Source organism: Candidatus Vallotia laricis (genome assembly GCF_020541325.1).
Lineage (GTDB): Bacteria > Pseudomonadota > Gammaproteobacteria > Burkholderiales > Burkholderiaceae > Mycetohabitans > Mycetohabitans laricis.
In genome coordinates this window covers 387,787-405,611 of the sequence record NZ_CP047399.1, presented here as the reverse complement: position 1 = coordinate 405,611, position 17,825 = coordinate 387,787, and the positions used below count along the sequence as shown (strand labels likewise).

Below are 17,825 nucleotides of genomic sequence, written 5' to 3'. Positions count from 1 at the left end.
TCCTTACGTTATCTTCTCAGGGTAACGAACAGGGTTAGCAACCCTAACATGCCGATAACCATAGCGAAGGCATAGTGGTAAATGTAACCAGTTTGCAGGAGGCGAATCACGCTAGAAAACTTCGACACGGCATGCGCGACGCCGTTGACTAAGCCATCGATGATTATGACATCACATCCCCTCCAAAGGATTTTGCCGAAAATTACTGCTCCTTTAGCGAATATGATGCCGTTAATTTTATCTATATAGTATTTATTATCTAGTAGCCTATAAATAACTGGAAAACGCTTATAAATCGCAACAGGGATGTCTGGTTTCTTCAGATATAGGAACCAAGCGGTAACGATACCAGAAAGCGTAAGCCAGACTGGCAAGCTCAAAATAGAATTAAATGCCATTGATATCCAGCCATGAAACTCTGCGGTTACTTCACGTAGCGCTTGATGATATTCACTAACGTAGATAACATCACTGAATACAACTCCGTGCGAGAAAAAGTCTCCAGAAATTATTGGGCCGACAGCGATTGCGCCAATTACAACAGATGGAATTGCAAGCAGTACTAGTGGTAGTGTAACCATCCATGGAGACTCATGCGGGTTATTATGAGGCGTATGATACAAACGGCGGAAGTTCTCGTGACCGTAAAACACCATAAAAAACATCCGGAACGAGTATAAAGCAGTTACGAATACGCTAGCACTTACCGCAAAATATGCAAATCCAGAACCTGGTAAGGTTGATAACTTTACTGCCTCGATAATAGAATCTTTAGAATAGAAGCCCGAAAAAAACGGTGTACCAATTAAAGAAAGTACACCGATTAGCGAAGTTCCCCAGGTGATTGGCATATACTTTCGCAACCCGCCCATACTCCGCATATCCTGGTTATGATGTATGCCAATAATTACTGAACCAGCACCCAGGAATAGTAGCGCCTTAAAAAAGGCGTGTGTCATTAAGTGGAATACCGAAACTGAGTAAGCAGAAGCACCAAGACCTACAGTCATATAGCCGAGCTGAGATAGCGTTGAGTACGCAATAACTCTTTTAATATCGTTTTGAACGATGCCCAGAAATCCCATAAAAAGGGTAGTAACTGAGCCAATCACTATCATGAATGATAAAGAAGCATCTGACAGCTCAAACAACGGCGACATTCGGGTCACCATAAATATACCTGCAGTCACCATTGTGGCGGCATGAATCAATGCGGAGATGGGTGTTGGACCTTCCATTGAGTCGGGTAACCATACATGCAACGGAAACTGTGCAGACTTACTCATCGCTCCAATAAATAGGCAGATGCAGGTCACCGTGATTAACTGCCATTGCGTGCCCCACAGAGTACCCGCACTAGTCAGTGCATCACGATGTGCAAATACGTCGCTATAGTTTAATGAACTAACATGAGCAAAGACTAGGCCAATTCCAAGTAAAAAACCAAAATCACCGACACGGTTTACAAGAAACGCTTTTAGATTCGCGTGAAGCGCAGTAGGACGAGTGTACCAAAATCCAATTAGTAAATAGGATACCAGCCCAACTGCCTCCCACCCAAAAAACAGTTGCAGAAAATTGTTGCTCATTACAAGCATCAACATAGCAAATGTGAACAGCGAGATATATGAGAAAAATCGCTGGTAGCCAGGGTCTTCAGCCATATAGCCGATCGTATAGATATGCACCATTAAAGAGACAAAAGTGACCACGCACATCATCAATGCGCTCAGCGAGTCGACTAGAAAACCTATTTCAAGCTTTAAATCAGCTTGTCCTGGTGCTATACCTGGTAGTATTGCCCACTCATAAATCGTGCCATTAAAACTAGCATGATCAAGCACGTTAAGGAATACTAGAACAGAGATTGCGAATGCAGTCGCTACGCCGAGGATTGTCACGCGGTGCGCATTATAGCGGCTGATAGCTTTGCTAAATAGACCCGTAATTAGCGCGCCGGCTAGGGGCGCTAGCGGGACCACCAGTAGCAGGTTGGGATTAAGCGTCGTTGCTATAACAGTCAAAACTTTTTCTCCTTAACCTTTCAGTTGGTTGAGATCTTCGATGTTAATCGTGTTAAGACTACGAAACAATGTAACCAAGATTGCAAGGCCAATTGCTGTTTCAGCAGCAGCTACGGTTAGTACAAAGAATACAAAAATTTGACCGTGTATGTCACCAAGATAGTATGAGAATGCAACAAAATTAGTATTTACTGCGAGTAGCATTAGCTCAATCGCCATCAGGATTAAGATTACGTTCCGACGGTTTAGGAAAACCCCAACGATTGAGATCGCAAACAAGATCGCACCGAGCGTAAGATAATGGGCTAGGCTTAACATGGTTTTTTCCTTATCTTAATTAGCAAGTATTGCTAACCGATCCAGCACCAGTATTTTCAGGGGTTACCTGTTGCATTGATGCATCTGGCGACTGATTTTCAGAGGCCATGCGCACGAGTCGCAGACGCTCCTCACGACGTACCTGTATCTGCTCACTAACGCACTGGCGTCTTACATCCTTGCTATCGCGGATTGTTAAGGCAATTGCTGCAATGATAGCTACCAGTAGTACTAAACCTGCAATCTCGAAAGCGAAAATATAGTTGCTATAGATGATTCGTCCAATTAGATGGGTATTGGAAAGTGCTTGCTCAGCTGCAGACATTTGTATCGGATGTATAAGGTTATGTGTGAGCAAGCTATTTGTACCGTAACTACGCCAGATAATAAGGGTGGCCTCGATTACGATGATTGTTCCTACAATCGTTGCCATTGGTACGAATCGGCGGAAATTGCACCGCAATGCGTCGAGATTAATATCTAGCATCATTACGACAAACAAGAATAACACCATTACAGCGCCAACATAGACGAGTACTAACATAATCGCAAGGAACTCGGCTCCAAGCAGTATCCAAATCCCTGCGGCATTAAAAAACGCAAGCACCAAAAAAAGCGCTGAGCTTACAGGATTACGAGCCGTGATCACCTTAAGCCCTGATACGATTATCAGTAGTGCAAATATATAGAAAAGGACGGTTGTAAATTTCATATTTGCCGGATTAGCGTTAGGCGTGTTGTTAGCATAACGTGCGTCTAAATAGACCCACGCGATAGTTTATTACCGGTATGGCGCCTCTGCTGCCCTTGCTAATGCAATTTGCGATTCATAACGATCTCCAATCTCGAGTAGCATTTCCTTTGTGAAATATAAATCGCTACGCTTCTCGCCGTGATACTCAAATATTTGTGTCTCAACAATTGAATCGACTGGACAGCTCTCTTCACAGAAGCCACAGAAAATACACTTTGTTAGGTCAATATCGTAACGCGTTGTACGGCGAGTATTGTCAGCACGTACCTCAGATTCTATTGTTATTGCCATCGCTGGACATACCGCCTCACACAGTTTGCATGCAATACAGCGCTCCTCACCATTTTCGTAGCGACGAAGTGCGTGCAGCCCGCGAAAGCGGGGCGAAATTGGTGTCCTCTCTTCAGGGAACTGAACCGTAATATTTCGACGAAATACATACTTTCCGGTTAAAGCAAGTCCCCTAAGCAATTCAATTAGAAAAAATGTTTTAAAAAAATTCTGAATTTTGTTCATAGTAATGTTTATTCCCAAATATTCAGTGGGGACATAATCCAGCAGCTAACTACTACTAACCATATGACACACACGGGAATGAAGACCTTCCAGCCCAGGCGCATAATCTGATCATAGCGATAACGCGGGAAAGTAGCGCGTATCCAGATGAATACTGATAGCAAGAGAAAAACTTTTAGCAGAAGCCAGGCAATGCCCGGAATAAATGAAAGAAATGCAAATGGAGCGCTCCATCCACCAAGAAATAGCGTTGCGGTAAGCGCCGATATCATAATCATGTTGATATACTCTGCCAGGAAAAATAGCGCAAACGCCATACCGGAGTAGTCGATCATATGCCCAGCAACAAGCTCTGATTCCCCTTCAACAACATCGAAGGGGTGGCGGTTGGTTTCAGCAATTCCTGAGATAAAGTACACGAGGAACATTGGCAACAATGGTAGCCAGTTCCATGATAGAAAGTTTAGTCCTAGTTCAGCGAATAACCCACGCTGTTGTGAATATACAATATTAGATAGGTTTAAACTGCCTGACGTCATTAGCACAACAACTAAAGCTAAGCCCATAGAAATTTCATATGACACCATTTGTGCGGCTGCTCGCATCGCACCGAGAAATGCGTATTTCGAATTTGAAGCCCAACCCGCAAGGCTAACGCCGTACACTCCAATCGAAGAAATGGCGACTGCATATAGTAAACCCGCATCAATATCACCTAGCACTGCCTCAGCCTGGAAAGGAATTACTGCCCAGACACTAAATGCTGGTACTACAACTATAACCGGTGCAATAAGGTAAATCCATTTAGTAGCTTGCACTGGTAGGATTACTTCCTTGAGTAGTAGCTTGATTACATCAGCAATCGGTTGTAATAGTCCCATTGGACCGACCCTGTTTGGTCCGACTCGCACATGCATCCAACCAATTAGCTTGCGCTCCCATAGAATAAGATAGGCTACGCACAGTAGAATCATAACCAATACTGCAAGAATGCGTACTAGCGTCCATACAGTTAACCACGCTCCACCGAACAAATGGCTACCGGCAGCATTAATTGTTTCAAAAACACCCATTTAGGCCTTCTCCACCAGAAGATTACCAAATAAGCTGCCGAGTTCAGCAGAAACAGACGTTGCTGCTGGAATACGTACTACCCCATCATGCAGCCTCTCATCGCGCGTTGCTGCTAGTACTACAGACGCTTCGCCTTGTCGAACGCGTACAGCATCTCCCTCTTTTAATCTAAGTTGTTTGAATAATACGGTTGGCAAAAAGACGTGCAGAGAAGCTTTAGCCACTTTGGTCATATGTAGTGATGACGCACGGCGAACTAAGGCATCAGCGTCGTAGATCGACACGTCAGAAATTCGCTCTAATGTTCCAATAGGGCGTGTTAATGCACCACGTGTTAATGGTACGCAGCGCATCGGCGTGTTTGACAAACAAGATTTTATGTTAACACCTCCTAATGCTGCGGTAGCTATTTCTTCGGCACTAGCATAGTCAAAATCTGGTAGTCCCAGTAGGTTACCTAACATGCTGAGTACTTTCCACCCTGGCTTGGATTTACCTAGTGGTCGTACGATGCTACCGAATGGTTGTACCTTGCCTTCTGCGTTGATAAATGTGCCAGCTGTCTCCGTGAAGGGTGCAATTGGTAATAGCACGTCTATGTAGTCGGCACTAGTTTTAAACGATGATAGTGCAATAATCATATCAGCCCCGGCCAATGCCGTACGGGCTTGCCATGGATTCGCGACGTCGAACTGCGGTTCGACATTGAACAGAATATATGAGCGATACGGTGATGAAAATGCCTGTGCAGCATTAGCACCTCCTTCGTCGGGTAGCGCGCCAATTAAATATGCACCGACGGTGTTAGCTGCTTCTGGTAGAAATCCTAGCGTCGCGCCACTTGTCTTCGCGATCCATTGCGCAATGCTATACAGTTTCGAGAATTCAGGATGGTTTACTGCGCTCGCACCTAACAGGATTACACGTCGCTTACCGTTCGATAACGAGATAGAAATATTCTTCGTTGTAGCATTTGACCGAACACCAGTAAGCCCGACTGGGATTGATATTCCGTGGATCTCAGCTAGTGCAACAGCTACACTAGCTAAAGCATCAACCCAAGCCGATGGTGGTACAACAATTTTATCTACAATATTGATTAACGAATCATCAGCGCTTGCATGCAACAAGCTTACTTTAGAGCCGCTAGCAGCAGCTTGGCGCAGCCGTACGGCTATCAGCGGATGATCGCAACGCAGAAATGAGCCAATCACGAATGCGGAGTCGACGATAGACAACATTTCGAGAGGAATTCCAAGCCATGGCACACCTTGTGCCGGCATAGAAAAATCAGTTTGGCGTAACCGGAAATCTAGATTTGCGCTACCCAATCCACGCGTCAATCTCTTGAGTAAAAACAACTCCTCAAGAGTGCTATGAGGACTAACAATCGTAGCAATTGCATTTGATCCATGCGCGGTCTGAATATTTTTCAGATTACTTATAACACAGGATAGCGCAGTGTCCCAATCGACTTCGCATAACTTTCCACCTTGCCTTAACATCGGCTGTGTCAGACGCTCCGTGCTATTCAGTGCTTCATAAGAAAAGCGATCTTTATCCGAAATCCAGCACTCATTGATCTCTTCATTCTCTAGAGGTAATACACGCATCACTCGATGATTCTGCGAATGTACAATAAGATTTGCACCGACTGAGTCGTGTGGACTAACTGAGTAGCGATGCGATAATTCCCATGATCGTGCACTATAGTGAAATAGCTTACTAGTAATAGCACCAACTGGACATAGATCAATCATGTTGCCCGATAGCTCAGAATCAACTGTATTGCTAAGAAATGTTGCAATCTCTGAGCGCTCTCCTCGGCCAAGCATCCCAAGCTCCATAATCCCAGACACTTCTTGACCAAAGCGCACACAACGTGTGCAGTGAATACAGCGCGTCATCTCTTCCATTGAAATGAGGGGCCCGACGTTCTTGTGGAATACAATGCGCTTTTCTTCTGAATATCGCGATGCAGACTTGCCATAGCCAACCGCTAAGTCCTGCAGCTGGCATTCGCCACCCTGGTCGCAGATCGGGCAATCTAATGGGTGATTAATGAGCAGGAACTCCATAACTGACTGTTGGGCTTTTACTGCCTTATCTGACATTGTTCGCACAACCATGCCAGAAGATACTGGAGTTGCACATGCCGGTAAAGCCTTTGGAATTTGATTTATTTCAACCAGGCACATCCGACAGTTAGCTGCGATTGATAGCTTCTTGTGATAGCAGAAATGAGGAATATACGTATTGACCTTGTGTGCAGCTTGAATAACCATGCTGCCTTCCGGCACCTCAACTTTCTTGCCGTCTATTTCAAGTTCAACCATGCTGATATATTTTCCTAACCTAATCCTGTGCGACTATTTACAATAGGAAGTTGCGCATTTACACAAAAACCCGTGTTTATGAAATCTCAGGATGCGCTGTATCGCAGCGCATCCTGAGATTTCATTGGAACAAGACAGCGCTTATGTTCAACGTGATACTGAAATTCACTCCAAAAGTGCCTCAACATCCCACGAACAGGCATGGCCGCTGCGTCACCTAGCGCGCAGATCGTTCGTCCCATAATATTTTCAGCAACTGAGTTCAGTAAGCTCAAGTCTTCTGGACGTCCCTTTCCGTGCTCTATTCGATGAATAATTCGATAAAGCCAGCCAGTGCCCTCACGGCATGGCGTACATTGTCCGCAAGATTCCTCGTAATAAAAGTACGATAGACGTAGCAGTGCGCGTACCATACAACGTGTATCATTCATTACAATCACAGCACCAGAACCAAGCATTGAACCAACCCTTGAAAGTGAATCATAGTCTAGATCAGTTTTCATCATCTGCTGGCCAGGGACTACGGGCGCAGAGGAACCACCCGGGATCACCGCCTTAATTTTTCCACGCTCGCCGCCAGCGAGCTCCATTAGTTTTTTGAACGACGTGCCAAGCGGAATTTCGTAATTTCCGGGAAAGTGCACATCGCCGGACACTGAGAAGATTTTTGTACCACCGTTATTTAACTTCCCTAGTTTGAGGTATTGTTGTGGTCCAATCGCCAGAAGAAATGGCACTGCCGCGAACGTTTCAGTATTATTAATTGTTGTTGGTTTACCAAATGCACCATAACTAGCCGGAAAAGGCGGTTTAATCCGTGGCCGTCCTCTCTTTCCCTCGAGCGATTCGAGCAATGCTGTTTCCTCACCGCAAATATAGGCACCATAGCCATGGTGTGTATATAACTCAAACGAAAACTCGCTACCTAAAATATTAGTACCGAGATAACCGATAGCACCTGCTTCTTTTAGAGCTATCTCGAATCGCTTGTATACCTCCCAAATCTCACCGTGAATATAGTTGTAGCCAACAGTAATACCCATTGCGTATGCACCAATCGTCATACCCTCGATTAATGCGTGTGGATTCCAACGCAGGATATCACGGTCCTTGAATGTGCCGGGCTCCCCCTCATCGGAGTTACATACTAGGTATTTTTGTCCCGGGAACTGACGTGGCATAAAGCTCCACTTAAGTCCCGTCGGAAATCCTGCTCCACCACGCCCACGCAAGCCAGAGGCTTTTACATCTGCAATCACTTGTTCCGGTGGGATCTTATGCTCGAGAATATGCCTTAGTTGCTGATATCCACCACGAGCAACATAGTCTTCTAAATGCCAGTTTTCGCCATTTAGGCCCGCGAGAATCAGTGGATTGATATGCCGACTGTGCAAAGATGTCATTTTGAAAGCTCCTCGAGCAACTGGTCAATCTTCTCGCGGCTCATGAAACTGCACATCCGATGATTATTTAGCAACACCACCGGAGCATCACCACAGGCGCCAAAACACTCTCCTTCTTTCAAGGTAAATTTACCGTCTGGGGTTGTTTCACCAAAATCGATTCCTAGTTTCTGCTTTAGATATTCTGCAATCTCTTCTGCACCTCCTAGTTCACATGGGAGATTTGTGCATAGTGTAATCTTATATTTACCAACTGACTTAGTTTCGTACATATTGTAAAACGTAGCGACTTCTTGTACAGCGATAGCTGGTATTTTCAGATAGTCAGCGACGAACTGCATTAGCTCCGGCAGTAGCCATCCCCGCTCTCGCTGCGCAATCGCAAGTGCAGCTATTACAGCAGACTGTTGGTGACCGGCGGGGTACTTTGCTACCGCGAGATCGATTTCCTTGAGACCTTCAGGCGAGATCATTTTTAACACAATCCATTCAATGCTTAGCGAAATAAAACCCACCCACAGATCATGCTAGTAAAAAATCTACTTTTTTGATGCGGTAGCATTAACTATATGTGAGCGATATTTCAAGTGGTTACCTATCGGTCAACTTCCCCAAATACAATATCCTGTGTTCCAATAATTGTGACTGCATCAGAGATCATATGACCGCGAGCCATTTCATCAAGAGTAGACAGATGTGCATATCCAGGCGCGCGAATCTTAAGTCTGTACGGCTTATTCGCTCCGTCCGAAATTAAATAAATACCAAACTCGCCTTTTGGGTGCTCGACGGCAACATACACTTCACCCTCTGGTACATGCATGCCCTCTGTAAAAAGCTTGAAATGATGAATAAGCTCTTCCATATTTGACTTCATATTTAGTCGAGACGGCGGCGCGACTTTATGATTGTCAATCATTACTGGTCCTGGATTCTTGCGCAGCCATGCAACACACTGTTTAATAATACGGTTTGATTGACGCATCTCTTCGACGCGCACAAGATACCGATCATAGCAGTCGCCGCGCCTGCCGATCGGTATATCAAAATCGAGTTGATCATATACCTCGTACGGCTGCTTCCTGCGCAAATCCCATGCAATACCCGAAGCACGAAGCATTGGTCCAGTCATACCTAACTGTAGAGCACGCTCTGGCGTCACGATACCGATATTAACTAATCGCTGCTTCCAGATACGGTTATCTGTTAGTAGAGTTTCATACTCATCAACACAGCCAGGAAAACGATCCGTAAAGTTTTCAATGAAATCAAGTAGAGAACCCCGGCGGTTTTTGTTCAGCCGATCAAGCATCTTCTCGCTACGGATCTTCGAGGATTTATATTGCGGCATTTCAGCCGGTAAATCTGAGTGGACACCACCCGGTCGGTAGTATGCCGCATGCATTCGCGCGCCAGATACCGCTTCATAAACATCTATTAAGTCTTCGCGTTCACGAAACGCATAGAGAAATACTGCCATTGCACCAATATCAAGCGCGTGAGCCCCAATCCACATTAGGTGATTTAGAATCCGCGTAATCTCGTCGAACATCACGCGGATATATTTTGCCCGGATTGTTACATTAATACCAAGCAGCTTTTCAATCGCCATGACATACGCGTGCTCATTAACCATCATCGACACGTAGTCCAGACGATCCATATATGGTATAGACTGGATAAACGTTTTATGCTCAGCTAACTTCTCCGTCGCACGATGCAATAAACCAATATGTGGATCAGCACGCTGGATTACCTCGCCATCTAATTCGAGCACAAGTCGTAGCACGCCGTGTGCCGCCGGATGCTGAGGACCGAAGTTTATCGTGTAGTTCTTGATATCAGCCATATTCGCAGGCCTACTAGAAATTAAGCGACTCGAAAAAACCTTTTTTCGCTTTCGAAAAAGATTTGTAGCCTGTTTATTGGGTTATTAATGCTTAAGGCCACCATAGCGATCTTCGCGAATTACGCGCGGCGTAATCTCACGTGATTCAATAGAGACAGGTTGGTAAACGACGCGTTTTTTTTCTGAGTCATATTGCATTTCGACATAGCCAGACAGCGGAAAATCTTTTCGGAATGGGTGGCCGATAAAACCATAGTCAGTGAGAATACGACGAAGGTCAGGATGACCTTCGAATATGATTCCGTATAAATCGAACGCCTCACGCTCATACCAGTTTACTGAATTCCATATTTTAATCAGCGATGGCAAAATTGGCATATCATCATGCGGCGCGAATACCCGAACACGTAGGCGCCAGTTATTACTAATCGATAATAAATGCGATACTACGGCAAAGCGTGGACCATCATATCTACCATTTCTGTATCTCGAATAATCAATACCACATAGGTCGATTAATTGCTCGAAGCCAAGTGTCTGATCATTTCTCAACTGGGTCGCAAGGTCAAGTAGATTATTGGCGGCAATAACAATAGTCAACTGCCCGAGCGACTCGCGCATGCTTTCTAGTTTTTTGCCAAATGCTTTGTCGAGGTTTTCTTTTAATATTTCAAGTTTGCTTTTCATATTAAAATTCTGCATTAGTTCCGGGCAATGGTATTAGTGCGCCGAATTTTTGCCTGCAACTGCATGACCCCATACACAAGCGCCTCAGCAGTTGGAGGACAACCGGGTACGTATATATCAACCGGTACAATCCGATCACATCCTCGTACAACTGAATATGAGTAGTGATAATAACCGCCCCCATTCGCGCATGATCCCATAGAGATTACCCAACGCGGCTCAGCCATCTGGTCATAAATCTTGCGGAGCGCAGGTGCCATTTTATTGCAGAGCGTACCGGCCACTATCATCACATCAGACTGACGCGGACTTGGTCGGAATACAACACCGAAACGATCTAAGTCATAGCGTGCAGCACCGGCATGCATCATCTCAACGGCACAGCAGGCAAGTCCAAAAGTTATTGGCCATAATGAACCGGTCCTTGTCCAGTTGATAAGCTTATCAGCTGTCGTAGTAATAAAGCCTTTATTTAGCATCCCTTCGATACTCATTTTTAACTCCAGGCGGGCGGTAATTCTGAGGCTCGATATTAAGGAACGACTTACACTTATTCCCAGCTTAACCCACCGCGTCTCCAGATATACGCAAAGCCTAACATAAACTCAAGTAGGAAAATCATCATTGCGATGAAACCCGACCAACCAATATCGCGTAACGCAACCCCCCAGGGAAATAAAAAAGCTGTCTCCAAATCAAAAACGATAAAAAGAATAGCCACTAAATAATAGCGCACATCGAACTTCATTCGCGCATCTCCGAATGCTTCAAAACCACACTCATATGGAGAATTTTTATGAATGTCTGGCTTTCTCGGACCAAGAAGCTTACCAAGACTAACTAACCCCCCCCCTAAACCAAGGCCAATAAGAAGAAATAGCAGAACAGGGAAATAGGCAGCAAGATTTAAGAGCATTTTTTATCAATTGGTTGATAGATATTGACTGGATAGATGGCTGCATCTAAGTGGGATTCTGCAAGGATACCCGGTATTAAAAACTTAAGCATTATGACAAAACGGCACTAAAAATTAATGCCACCCGAAGCATAAATGCAAGCGGCTGGCATTAGATAACGCTGGTGCCGATAATGAGACTCGAACTCACACGGCTTTCGCCACTACCCCCTCAAGGTAGCGTGTCTACCAATTTCACCATATCGGCACTATTATAATATGTGAGGATAGTTGTAACGTTAGCTTGTTATTACCACTGTTACCGCAAAGATACTTGATGTCTTAATTTCTTAATTGTAACCGGGTTAAGTTTTTTGTTCAACGTGTAAAAGTACGTTTTTCTATGCGCTATAATCCTACTAATCTCATATTATTTTGGCACATTAAACTGCAATGTAGACGCGGTTCTGGAGGGTACCTCGATGGCGCTAATCGTCTCGGTACCAGGTGTCGGTACTATATTCTCTTTCGAGGCAATTTTTGCTAGTGGCACCTCACCGCTCCACAAAGCTTTTCTATGCATCTTTGAGGGACAGCTACCACTTAGAATGCTTATAAAAAGCGTGCTAGTAAAGAACACAGTAGCAAAAATCGCTGTTGTGCGCGAGAGGAAGTCGACTGAGCCGCTAGCGCCAAATAAACTGCCCGAAGCTCCGCCACTAAACCCCACACCCATATCAGCGGCTTTACCGTGTTGCAGCAAGACAAGCCCAATTACGACCAGCGCAGACAGAATCTGCACCACGATAATGAATGTCTTCAGAAATAAGAAGTGCATCATTTAGAATAACCTAAATTATCGGATGGTGCCTCGCTAGCAGCCGAAGCGATCTTAAGAAAATCGCTAGAGGATAGTGATGCGGCACCAATTAAAGCACCATCAATCTCTGATTGAGAAAATAATTTCAGCGCATTCTCTGGCCTAAGACTACCCCCATATAAAAGTGGTACACATATATCTACTTTTTCCATAAGTTGAGCTCGTATCGCAGCATAAACTGGCTGCACCTGTTGTAGAGTTGGGGTTTGACCCGTACCAATAGCCCAAAACGGCTCGTATGCGATAATTAGTCTCGCCGCATCAGCTTTATCTAGCACGTTAAGTACAGCATTAAGCTGCGTGTGTACAACGCTGTTAGTCTGACCAGACTGCCGCTCATCTAGTGTTTCGCCGACACAAATAATCGGTGTAATACCAGCCTCGAGAGCGCGTTGTGCTTTCGCTGCCACTAATATAGAGGATTCCGCATGAAATATACGACGTTCAGAGTGACCGATAATCGCTAGCGTCGCACCAAACTCAGCGACCATCGGAGCAGAAACCTCGCCCGTATACGCGCCATGCGTATACGCAGATACATCCTGTACTCCATATGCGATTGACGTTCTTGTAAGCCGCATCTGGGCTTGGGCGAGATATGGATACGGTACACATACCGCGAGCTGCACTTTCGGTCCTAGGGTTGCTTCGCGTTGCGCTAATACGTGTAGCAGAGCATCATTTCTGGAGAGGCATCCGTGCATCTTCCAGTTCCCAACTACAAGTTTTGATCGTTGTTTATGCAACATACGTTTTGTACCTGTAACTCGCAAGTGTTAGTCAATAAAAATTGCTAGGATACGTAAATTATACTGAAATACTGAATAGTTCAGATAGCAATCAACCTACTATTTTTACCAGGTAAGTACGATTTTCCCGATGTTTTCTCCCATCTCCATCATCGTATGCGCTGAGGCGGCATTCTCAGCTAGAAACACCCGATGAATTACTGTTTTGATCACACCTTGCTCGATTAGCGGCCACACTTGCTCGTATAATTTCGTAGCAACGGCAGCTTTTAAAGCTGCCGGTTGTGGACGAAGCATCGATCCAGTTAATATTAAGCTGCGGCACAATACCTCGCTTAGGTTAATCTGCGCTTTACCACCCCCTAAAAGGGCGATCAGCAATATACGACCGCCATCAGCCAGCAAACTTAACTCTCGGTCTACATATGTGCCGCCCACCATATCTAAGATTACGTCGACTCCGCGGCTATGAGTTAGTGACTTTACAACAGAAACAAAGTCCTCTGTTTTGTAGTTAATCCCTCGCTTAGCTCCTAGAGATTCACATGCGGCGCATTTTTGTGCATTACCGGCCGTAGCAAATACAGGATGACCAAACGCATGCGCCATCTGAATCGCTGTTACACCAATTCCACTGGAACCGCCCTGTACTAATAAGGTCTCTTTATTACCACTATCATCTGTACTAAGGCGACCACGATCGAATACATTACTCCAAACGGTAAAAAACGTCTCCGGCAATGACGCAGCTTGAATATCTGATAATCCTACTGGTATGGGTAAACACTGCACAAGGGGCGCGGTTGCATACTCGGCGTATCCGCCGCCTTGCGTTAAAGCACATACGCGTTGCCCATTCTTCAGGCTAAACGGATTACTGACACTCTCCAGGGCACCATCAACGATTTGGCCGGAAATTTCCAGTCCGGGAATGTCTGAGGTTCCTGGTGGTACTAGATAATTGCCTTTTCGTTGAAAAATGTCTGATCGATTCACGCCGGATGCCGCAACCTTAATTAGCACTTCTCCGGGCTCGAGTACTGGTATCGGGCGTTCAGTGACTTTTAATACATTAGGGGGACCATATTCTGTAATCTCGATCGCTTTCATACGGAATAATTTAGAATAATTGTTAGTTGACGAAAGAGGGTTAATAAAAAACAGCCGGTAGTGCATATAACACTCCGGCTCTATGAATCTACCTATTACCTTGTAGTTAGTTAACCTAGATTTTCCGGGGATATCACGGGCGCTCTAGGTAATGGCGTTGGAACTTCATTAAGCAAGGCTTTTGCAGATAATCGTATGCGGCCTTTCTCATCGGTCTGGATCACTTTAACTTTTATGTGCTGACCCTCTTTTAGATAATCATTAATATCCTTAATCCGCTCGTTTGCAATCTCAGAAATATGCAGTAGTCCATCACGGCCTGGCAGAATATTCACGATTGCACCAAAATCTAAAAGTTTCAAGATTGCACCTTCATAGATTTGGCCGACTTCTACTTCTGCTGCGATATTCTCAATTCGTTTTTTTGCCTCGGCTAGTCCCTCGGAGCTTGTGCTGGAGATAGTTACAATACCGTCGTCAGAGATATCAATCGTTGTTTTAGTTTCCTCTGTAAGCATACGGATTACCGAACCACCCTTTCCGATTACATCGCGAATCTTTTCCGGATTAATTTTGATTGCGATCATCCGCGGCGCGAACTGCGACAACTGTGTATTTGTCGACGGTACTACCGAAATCATCTTATCTAGGATATGCAAGCGCCCTTCTTTCGCTTGCGCAAGGGCGACTTGCATAATTTCTTTCGTAATGCCCTGTATTTTTATATCCATCTGCAGCGCGGTAATACCTTGTGCGGTACCTGCCACTTTAAAGTCCATATCGCCAAGATGATCTTCATCGCCCAGGATATCAGTTAATACCGCGAACTTATTGCCCTCCAGGATTAGTCCCATCGCAATGCCTGCTACGTGAGCCTTCATAGGTACACCTGCGTCCATCAGCGCTAAAGAGGCGCCACACACGGAGGCCATCGATGATGAGCCATTCGACTCAGTAATCTCAGATACAACCCGAATCGTATAACTAAACTCATTATCGCTCACTAGACATGAAGCAAGCGCGCGCTTAGCAAGCCGCCCGTGACCGATCTCTCGGCGCTTCGGCGATCCAACGCGACCTATTTCTCCGGTCGCGAATGGTGGCATATTATAGTGTAATATAAACCGTTCACGATATTCGCCCTCAATTGCATCGATTATTTGCTCATCACCCCTCGTACCCAGAGTAGCTACTACCAGTGCTTGAGTTTCACCCCGACTAAACAGTGCTGAGCCGTGTGTGCGTGGCAATATCCCGGTCCGGATTTCAATCGGACGCACGGTGCGTGTGTCGCGGCCGTCAATACGTGGTTCACCACTCAAGATCTGACCACGAACGATCTTCGCCTCAAGATCGAATAAGATTCGATCGACTATCTCGACATTAGTGCTAGCCATCCAGGTATATTCGGCCAGTTTCTCTCTAACAGATGCATATATTTCTTTTAGTTTGGCTGAACGTTGTTGTTTCTGTGGTATCTGATATGCCGCCTCTAACTTAGTTAGAGCTAACTCTGTCACGCTTGCAATTATTGCTTGGTTCTGCAGCTCTGGACGCCAATCCCATGTAGGTTTACCCCCTTCTCTAACAAGGTCATGGATTGCATCTATTGCTACCTGCATTTGCCTATGCCCAAACATAACCGCGTTCAGCATTACTTCCTCTGGCAACTGATCTGCTTCAGACTCAACCATGAGCACAGCGCACTCGGTGCCTGCAACTACTAAATCTAGCTTCGATTCGTTAAGCTGCAAACGCGTTGGATTAAGTACAAATTGACTATCGATATAAGCGACTCGCGACGCGCCGATTGGTCCATTGAATGGAATACCAGAGATCGCTAACGCTGCTGATGCACCAATCATTGATGGAATATCCGCTGGAATATCTGGATTAATTGATAGAACATGGATTACTACCTGCACTTCATTATAGAATCCCTCCGGGAACAGCGGACGCAACGGGCGGTCGATTAGCCGAGCAATCATCGTCTCGCTCTCGGAGGGGCGGCCTTCTCGACGAAAGAAGCTGCCTGGAATCTTACCAGCTGCATATGTCTTCTCGATATAATCTACTGTCAGTGGAAAAAAGTTTTGTTCTGACTTGGCTTCTCTAGTCGCCACCACTGTCGCAAGCACGACGGTATCCTCAACATTAACAAGAACTGCGCCGCTTGCTTGACGAGCGATCTCGCCTGTTTCCAGGCGGAACTTATGCTGACCCCACTGAAATTCTTTAATAATCTTATTAAACATTTTTTATTCCTTCAAGACACCGCGCTTATACGCGGCTAGTCTATCGACCGTTCCTTAACCGCTGTCAGACGCTGAAAACAGGGGAGTATTATTATTTAGGCGAGATAGCAAAACCCTGCTACCAAGGAATAACATAAGACTCTGTCTTGTTGCCAGACGGTCGCACGAGGGCGTACGGAACGCGTTATAGAAACGCTAAATAAAATGCCTGCATCAGGTTACCCGATGCAGGCAGAGATCTTTCATCAATATGCTTACTTGCGTAGACCCAGCTTCTGAATCAGAATACGATAGCGATTGGCATCCTTAGCCTTGAGATAATCAAGCAGCTTGCGGCGGCGGCTCACCATGCGCAGAAGACCGCGACGGCTGTGGTAATCCTTCATATGAGCCTTGAAATGCACCGTTAATTCGTTAATACGGCTCGTGAGCAACGCAACTTGCACTTCCGTGGAACCTGTGTCATTCGTGCCACTAGCAAATTGCGCGATAATTTTCGATTTATTAATATTTTCTACAGACATAATTTTCTTTATTGTAGTCAACAGGCGGTCACAGAAGAAAGGCCGTGCCGTGTATTTATAGAAAGGCTCTAATTCTAACATAGCCTAGACTAAGCTATGTATTGACTGAATACTGCGCTTGAGTGCTGCGTGGAATACAGCGCATCTGTACTGCTTATATTTGCGTACTCTGCAATCTAAACCGATATTGCCAAAAGTGTAACTTGGTAACAACGTAAAACTTCGGATTAGAACCTGCTAATGTGTGCTATGTAGCGAGAAACTACTTGAGCACTTAAAGTTTAGTCAATCTACTACCTCTATGGTTCTTATTAAGCTACTGTGTAGTTAGAAAACTATCAAATTTTCCAGACTAGAAAGTAAGTAAATCTTTTAAGATACTAACTTTGTGTTAGCTTAGTTAAATGTTCATTTAATATCTATATGACTAATAAGTAATTAGTCAATAATG

The 17,825-nt window shown here is 45.0% G+C and carries 17 protein-coding genes and 1 tRNA gene; all 18 read right to left on the bottom strand.

Translation table 11 applies throughout. The features are described from left to right. Positions 1 to 8: 8 nt before the first annotated feature. On the bottom strand, positions 9 to 2,015 hold the full coding sequence (gene nuoL, locus GKR41_RS01635) for an NADH-quinone oxidoreductase subunit L (protein ID WP_226810222.1): 2,007 nt from the start codon (positions 2,013 to 2,015) through the stop codon (positions 9 to 11). A gap of 21 nt (positions 2,016 to 2,036) precedes the next feature. After that, positions 2,037 to 2,342, bottom strand: a complete 306-nt coding sequence (nuoK, locus tag GKR41_RS01630) for an NADH-quinone oxidoreductase subunit NuoK (protein ID WP_226810123.1) — start codon at positions 2,340 to 2,342, stop codon at positions 2,037 to 2,039. 19 nt (positions 2,343 to 2,361) lie between these two features. Continuing rightward, complete coding sequence (locus tag GKR41_RS01625) at positions 2,362 to 3,054, bottom strand: NADH-quinone oxidoreductase subunit J (protein ID WP_226810122.1); 693 nt, start codon at positions 3,052 to 3,054, stop codon at positions 2,362 to 2,364. A 69-nt stretch (positions 3,055 to 3,123) separates the two neighbouring features. Beyond that, entirely contained in the window at positions 3,124 to 3,612 is a 489-nt protein-coding gene (gene nuoI, locus GKR41_RS01620) for an NADH-quinone oxidoreductase subunit NuoI (RefSeq protein WP_226810121.1), read from the bottom strand. Positions 3,613 to 3,620: 8 nt separating this feature from the next. Further along, entirely contained in the window at positions 3,621 to 4,685 is a 1,065-nt protein-coding gene (gene nuoH, locus GKR41_RS01615) for an NADH-quinone oxidoreductase subunit NuoH (protein WP_226810120.1), read from the bottom strand. After that, entirely contained in the window at positions 4,686 to 7,022 is a 2,337-nt protein-coding gene (gene nuoG / locus GKR41_RS01610) for an NADH-quinone oxidoreductase subunit NuoG (RefSeq protein ID WP_226810119.1), read from the bottom strand. Positions 7,023 to 7,108: 86 nt separating this feature from the next. Beyond that, positions 7,109 to 8,425 (bottom strand): NADH-quinone oxidoreductase subunit NuoF, encoded by a 1,317-nt coding sequence (gene nuoF, locus GKR41_RS01605; RefSeq protein WP_226810118.1) that lies wholly within the window; start codon positions 8,423 to 8,425, stop codon positions 7,109 to 7,111. Next, positions 8,422 to 8,898: an NADH-quinone oxidoreductase subunit NuoE gene (gene nuoE, locus GKR41_RS01600; RefSeq protein WP_226810221.1), complete on the bottom strand. Its 477-nt coding sequence runs from the start codon at positions 8,896 to 8,898 to the stop codon at positions 8,422 to 8,424. The genes nuoF and nuoE overlap by 4 nt, the downstream gene beginning before the upstream one ends. 122 nt (positions 8,899 to 9,020) lie before the next feature. Continuing rightward, positions 9,021 to 10,274 (bottom strand): NADH-quinone oxidoreductase subunit D, encoded by a 1,254-nt coding sequence (locus tag GKR41_RS01595; RefSeq protein ID WP_226810117.1) that lies wholly within the window; start codon positions 10,272 to 10,274, stop codon positions 9,021 to 9,023. A gap of 84 nt (positions 10,275 to 10,358) precedes the next feature. Next, positions 10,359 to 10,961: an NADH-quinone oxidoreductase subunit C gene (locus GKR41_RS01590; RefSeq protein WP_226810116.1), complete on the bottom strand. Its 603-nt coding sequence runs from the start codon at positions 10,959 to 10,961 to the stop codon at positions 10,359 to 10,361. Between the two features lie 14 nt (positions 10,962 to 10,975). Then, complete coding sequence (locus tag GKR41_RS01585; protein ID WP_226810115.1) at positions 10,976 to 11,455, bottom strand: NuoB/complex I 20 kDa subunit family protein; 480 nt, start codon at positions 11,453 to 11,455, stop codon at positions 10,976 to 10,978. Positions 11,456 to 11,511: 56 nt separating this feature from the next. Next, positions 11,512 to 11,877: an NADH-quinone oxidoreductase subunit A gene (gene ndhC, locus GKR41_RS01580; protein ID WP_226810114.1), complete on the bottom strand. Its 366-nt coding sequence runs from the start codon at positions 11,875 to 11,877 to the stop codon at positions 11,512 to 11,514. 162 nt (positions 11,878 to 12,039) lie between these two features. Continuing rightward, positions 12,040 to 12,124: transfer RNA gene (locus GKR41_RS01575), tRNA-Leu, on the bottom strand. Between the two features lie 162 nt (positions 12,125 to 12,286). After that, positions 12,287 to 12,697: a preprotein translocase subunit SecG gene (gene secG, locus GKR41_RS01570; protein ID WP_226810113.1), complete on the bottom strand. Its 411-nt coding sequence runs from the start codon at positions 12,695 to 12,697 to the stop codon at positions 12,287 to 12,289. Next, entirely contained in the window at positions 12,694 to 13,485 is a 792-nt protein-coding gene (gene tpiA / locus GKR41_RS01565) for a triose-phosphate isomerase (protein ID WP_226810112.1), read from the bottom strand. Before tpiA ends, secG begins: the two co-directional genes overlap by 4 nt. A gap of 105 nt (positions 13,486 to 13,590) precedes the next feature. Then, a complete protein-coding gene (locus GKR41_RS01560) occupies positions 13,591 to 14,595 on the bottom strand; it encodes an NAD(P)H-quinone oxidoreductase (protein ID WP_226810111.1) in 1,005 nt (334 codons plus the stop codon). Between the two features lie 110 nt (positions 14,596 to 14,705). Then, positions 14,706 to 16,850: a polyribonucleotide nucleotidyltransferase gene (gene pnp, locus GKR41_RS01555; protein ID WP_226810110.1), complete on the bottom strand. Its 2,145-nt coding sequence runs from the start codon at positions 16,848 to 16,850 to the stop codon at positions 14,706 to 14,708. 254 nt (positions 16,851 to 17,104) lie between these two features. Continuing rightward, positions 17,105 to 17,374 carry a 30S ribosomal protein S15 gene (rpsO, locus tag GKR41_RS01550; RefSeq protein ID WP_226810220.1) on the bottom strand — a complete coding sequence of 90 codons (270 nt, stop codon included), beginning with the start codon at positions 17,372 to 17,374 and terminating at the stop codon, positions 17,105 to 17,107. Between the last annotated feature and the right edge of the window lie 451 nt (positions 17,375 to 17,825).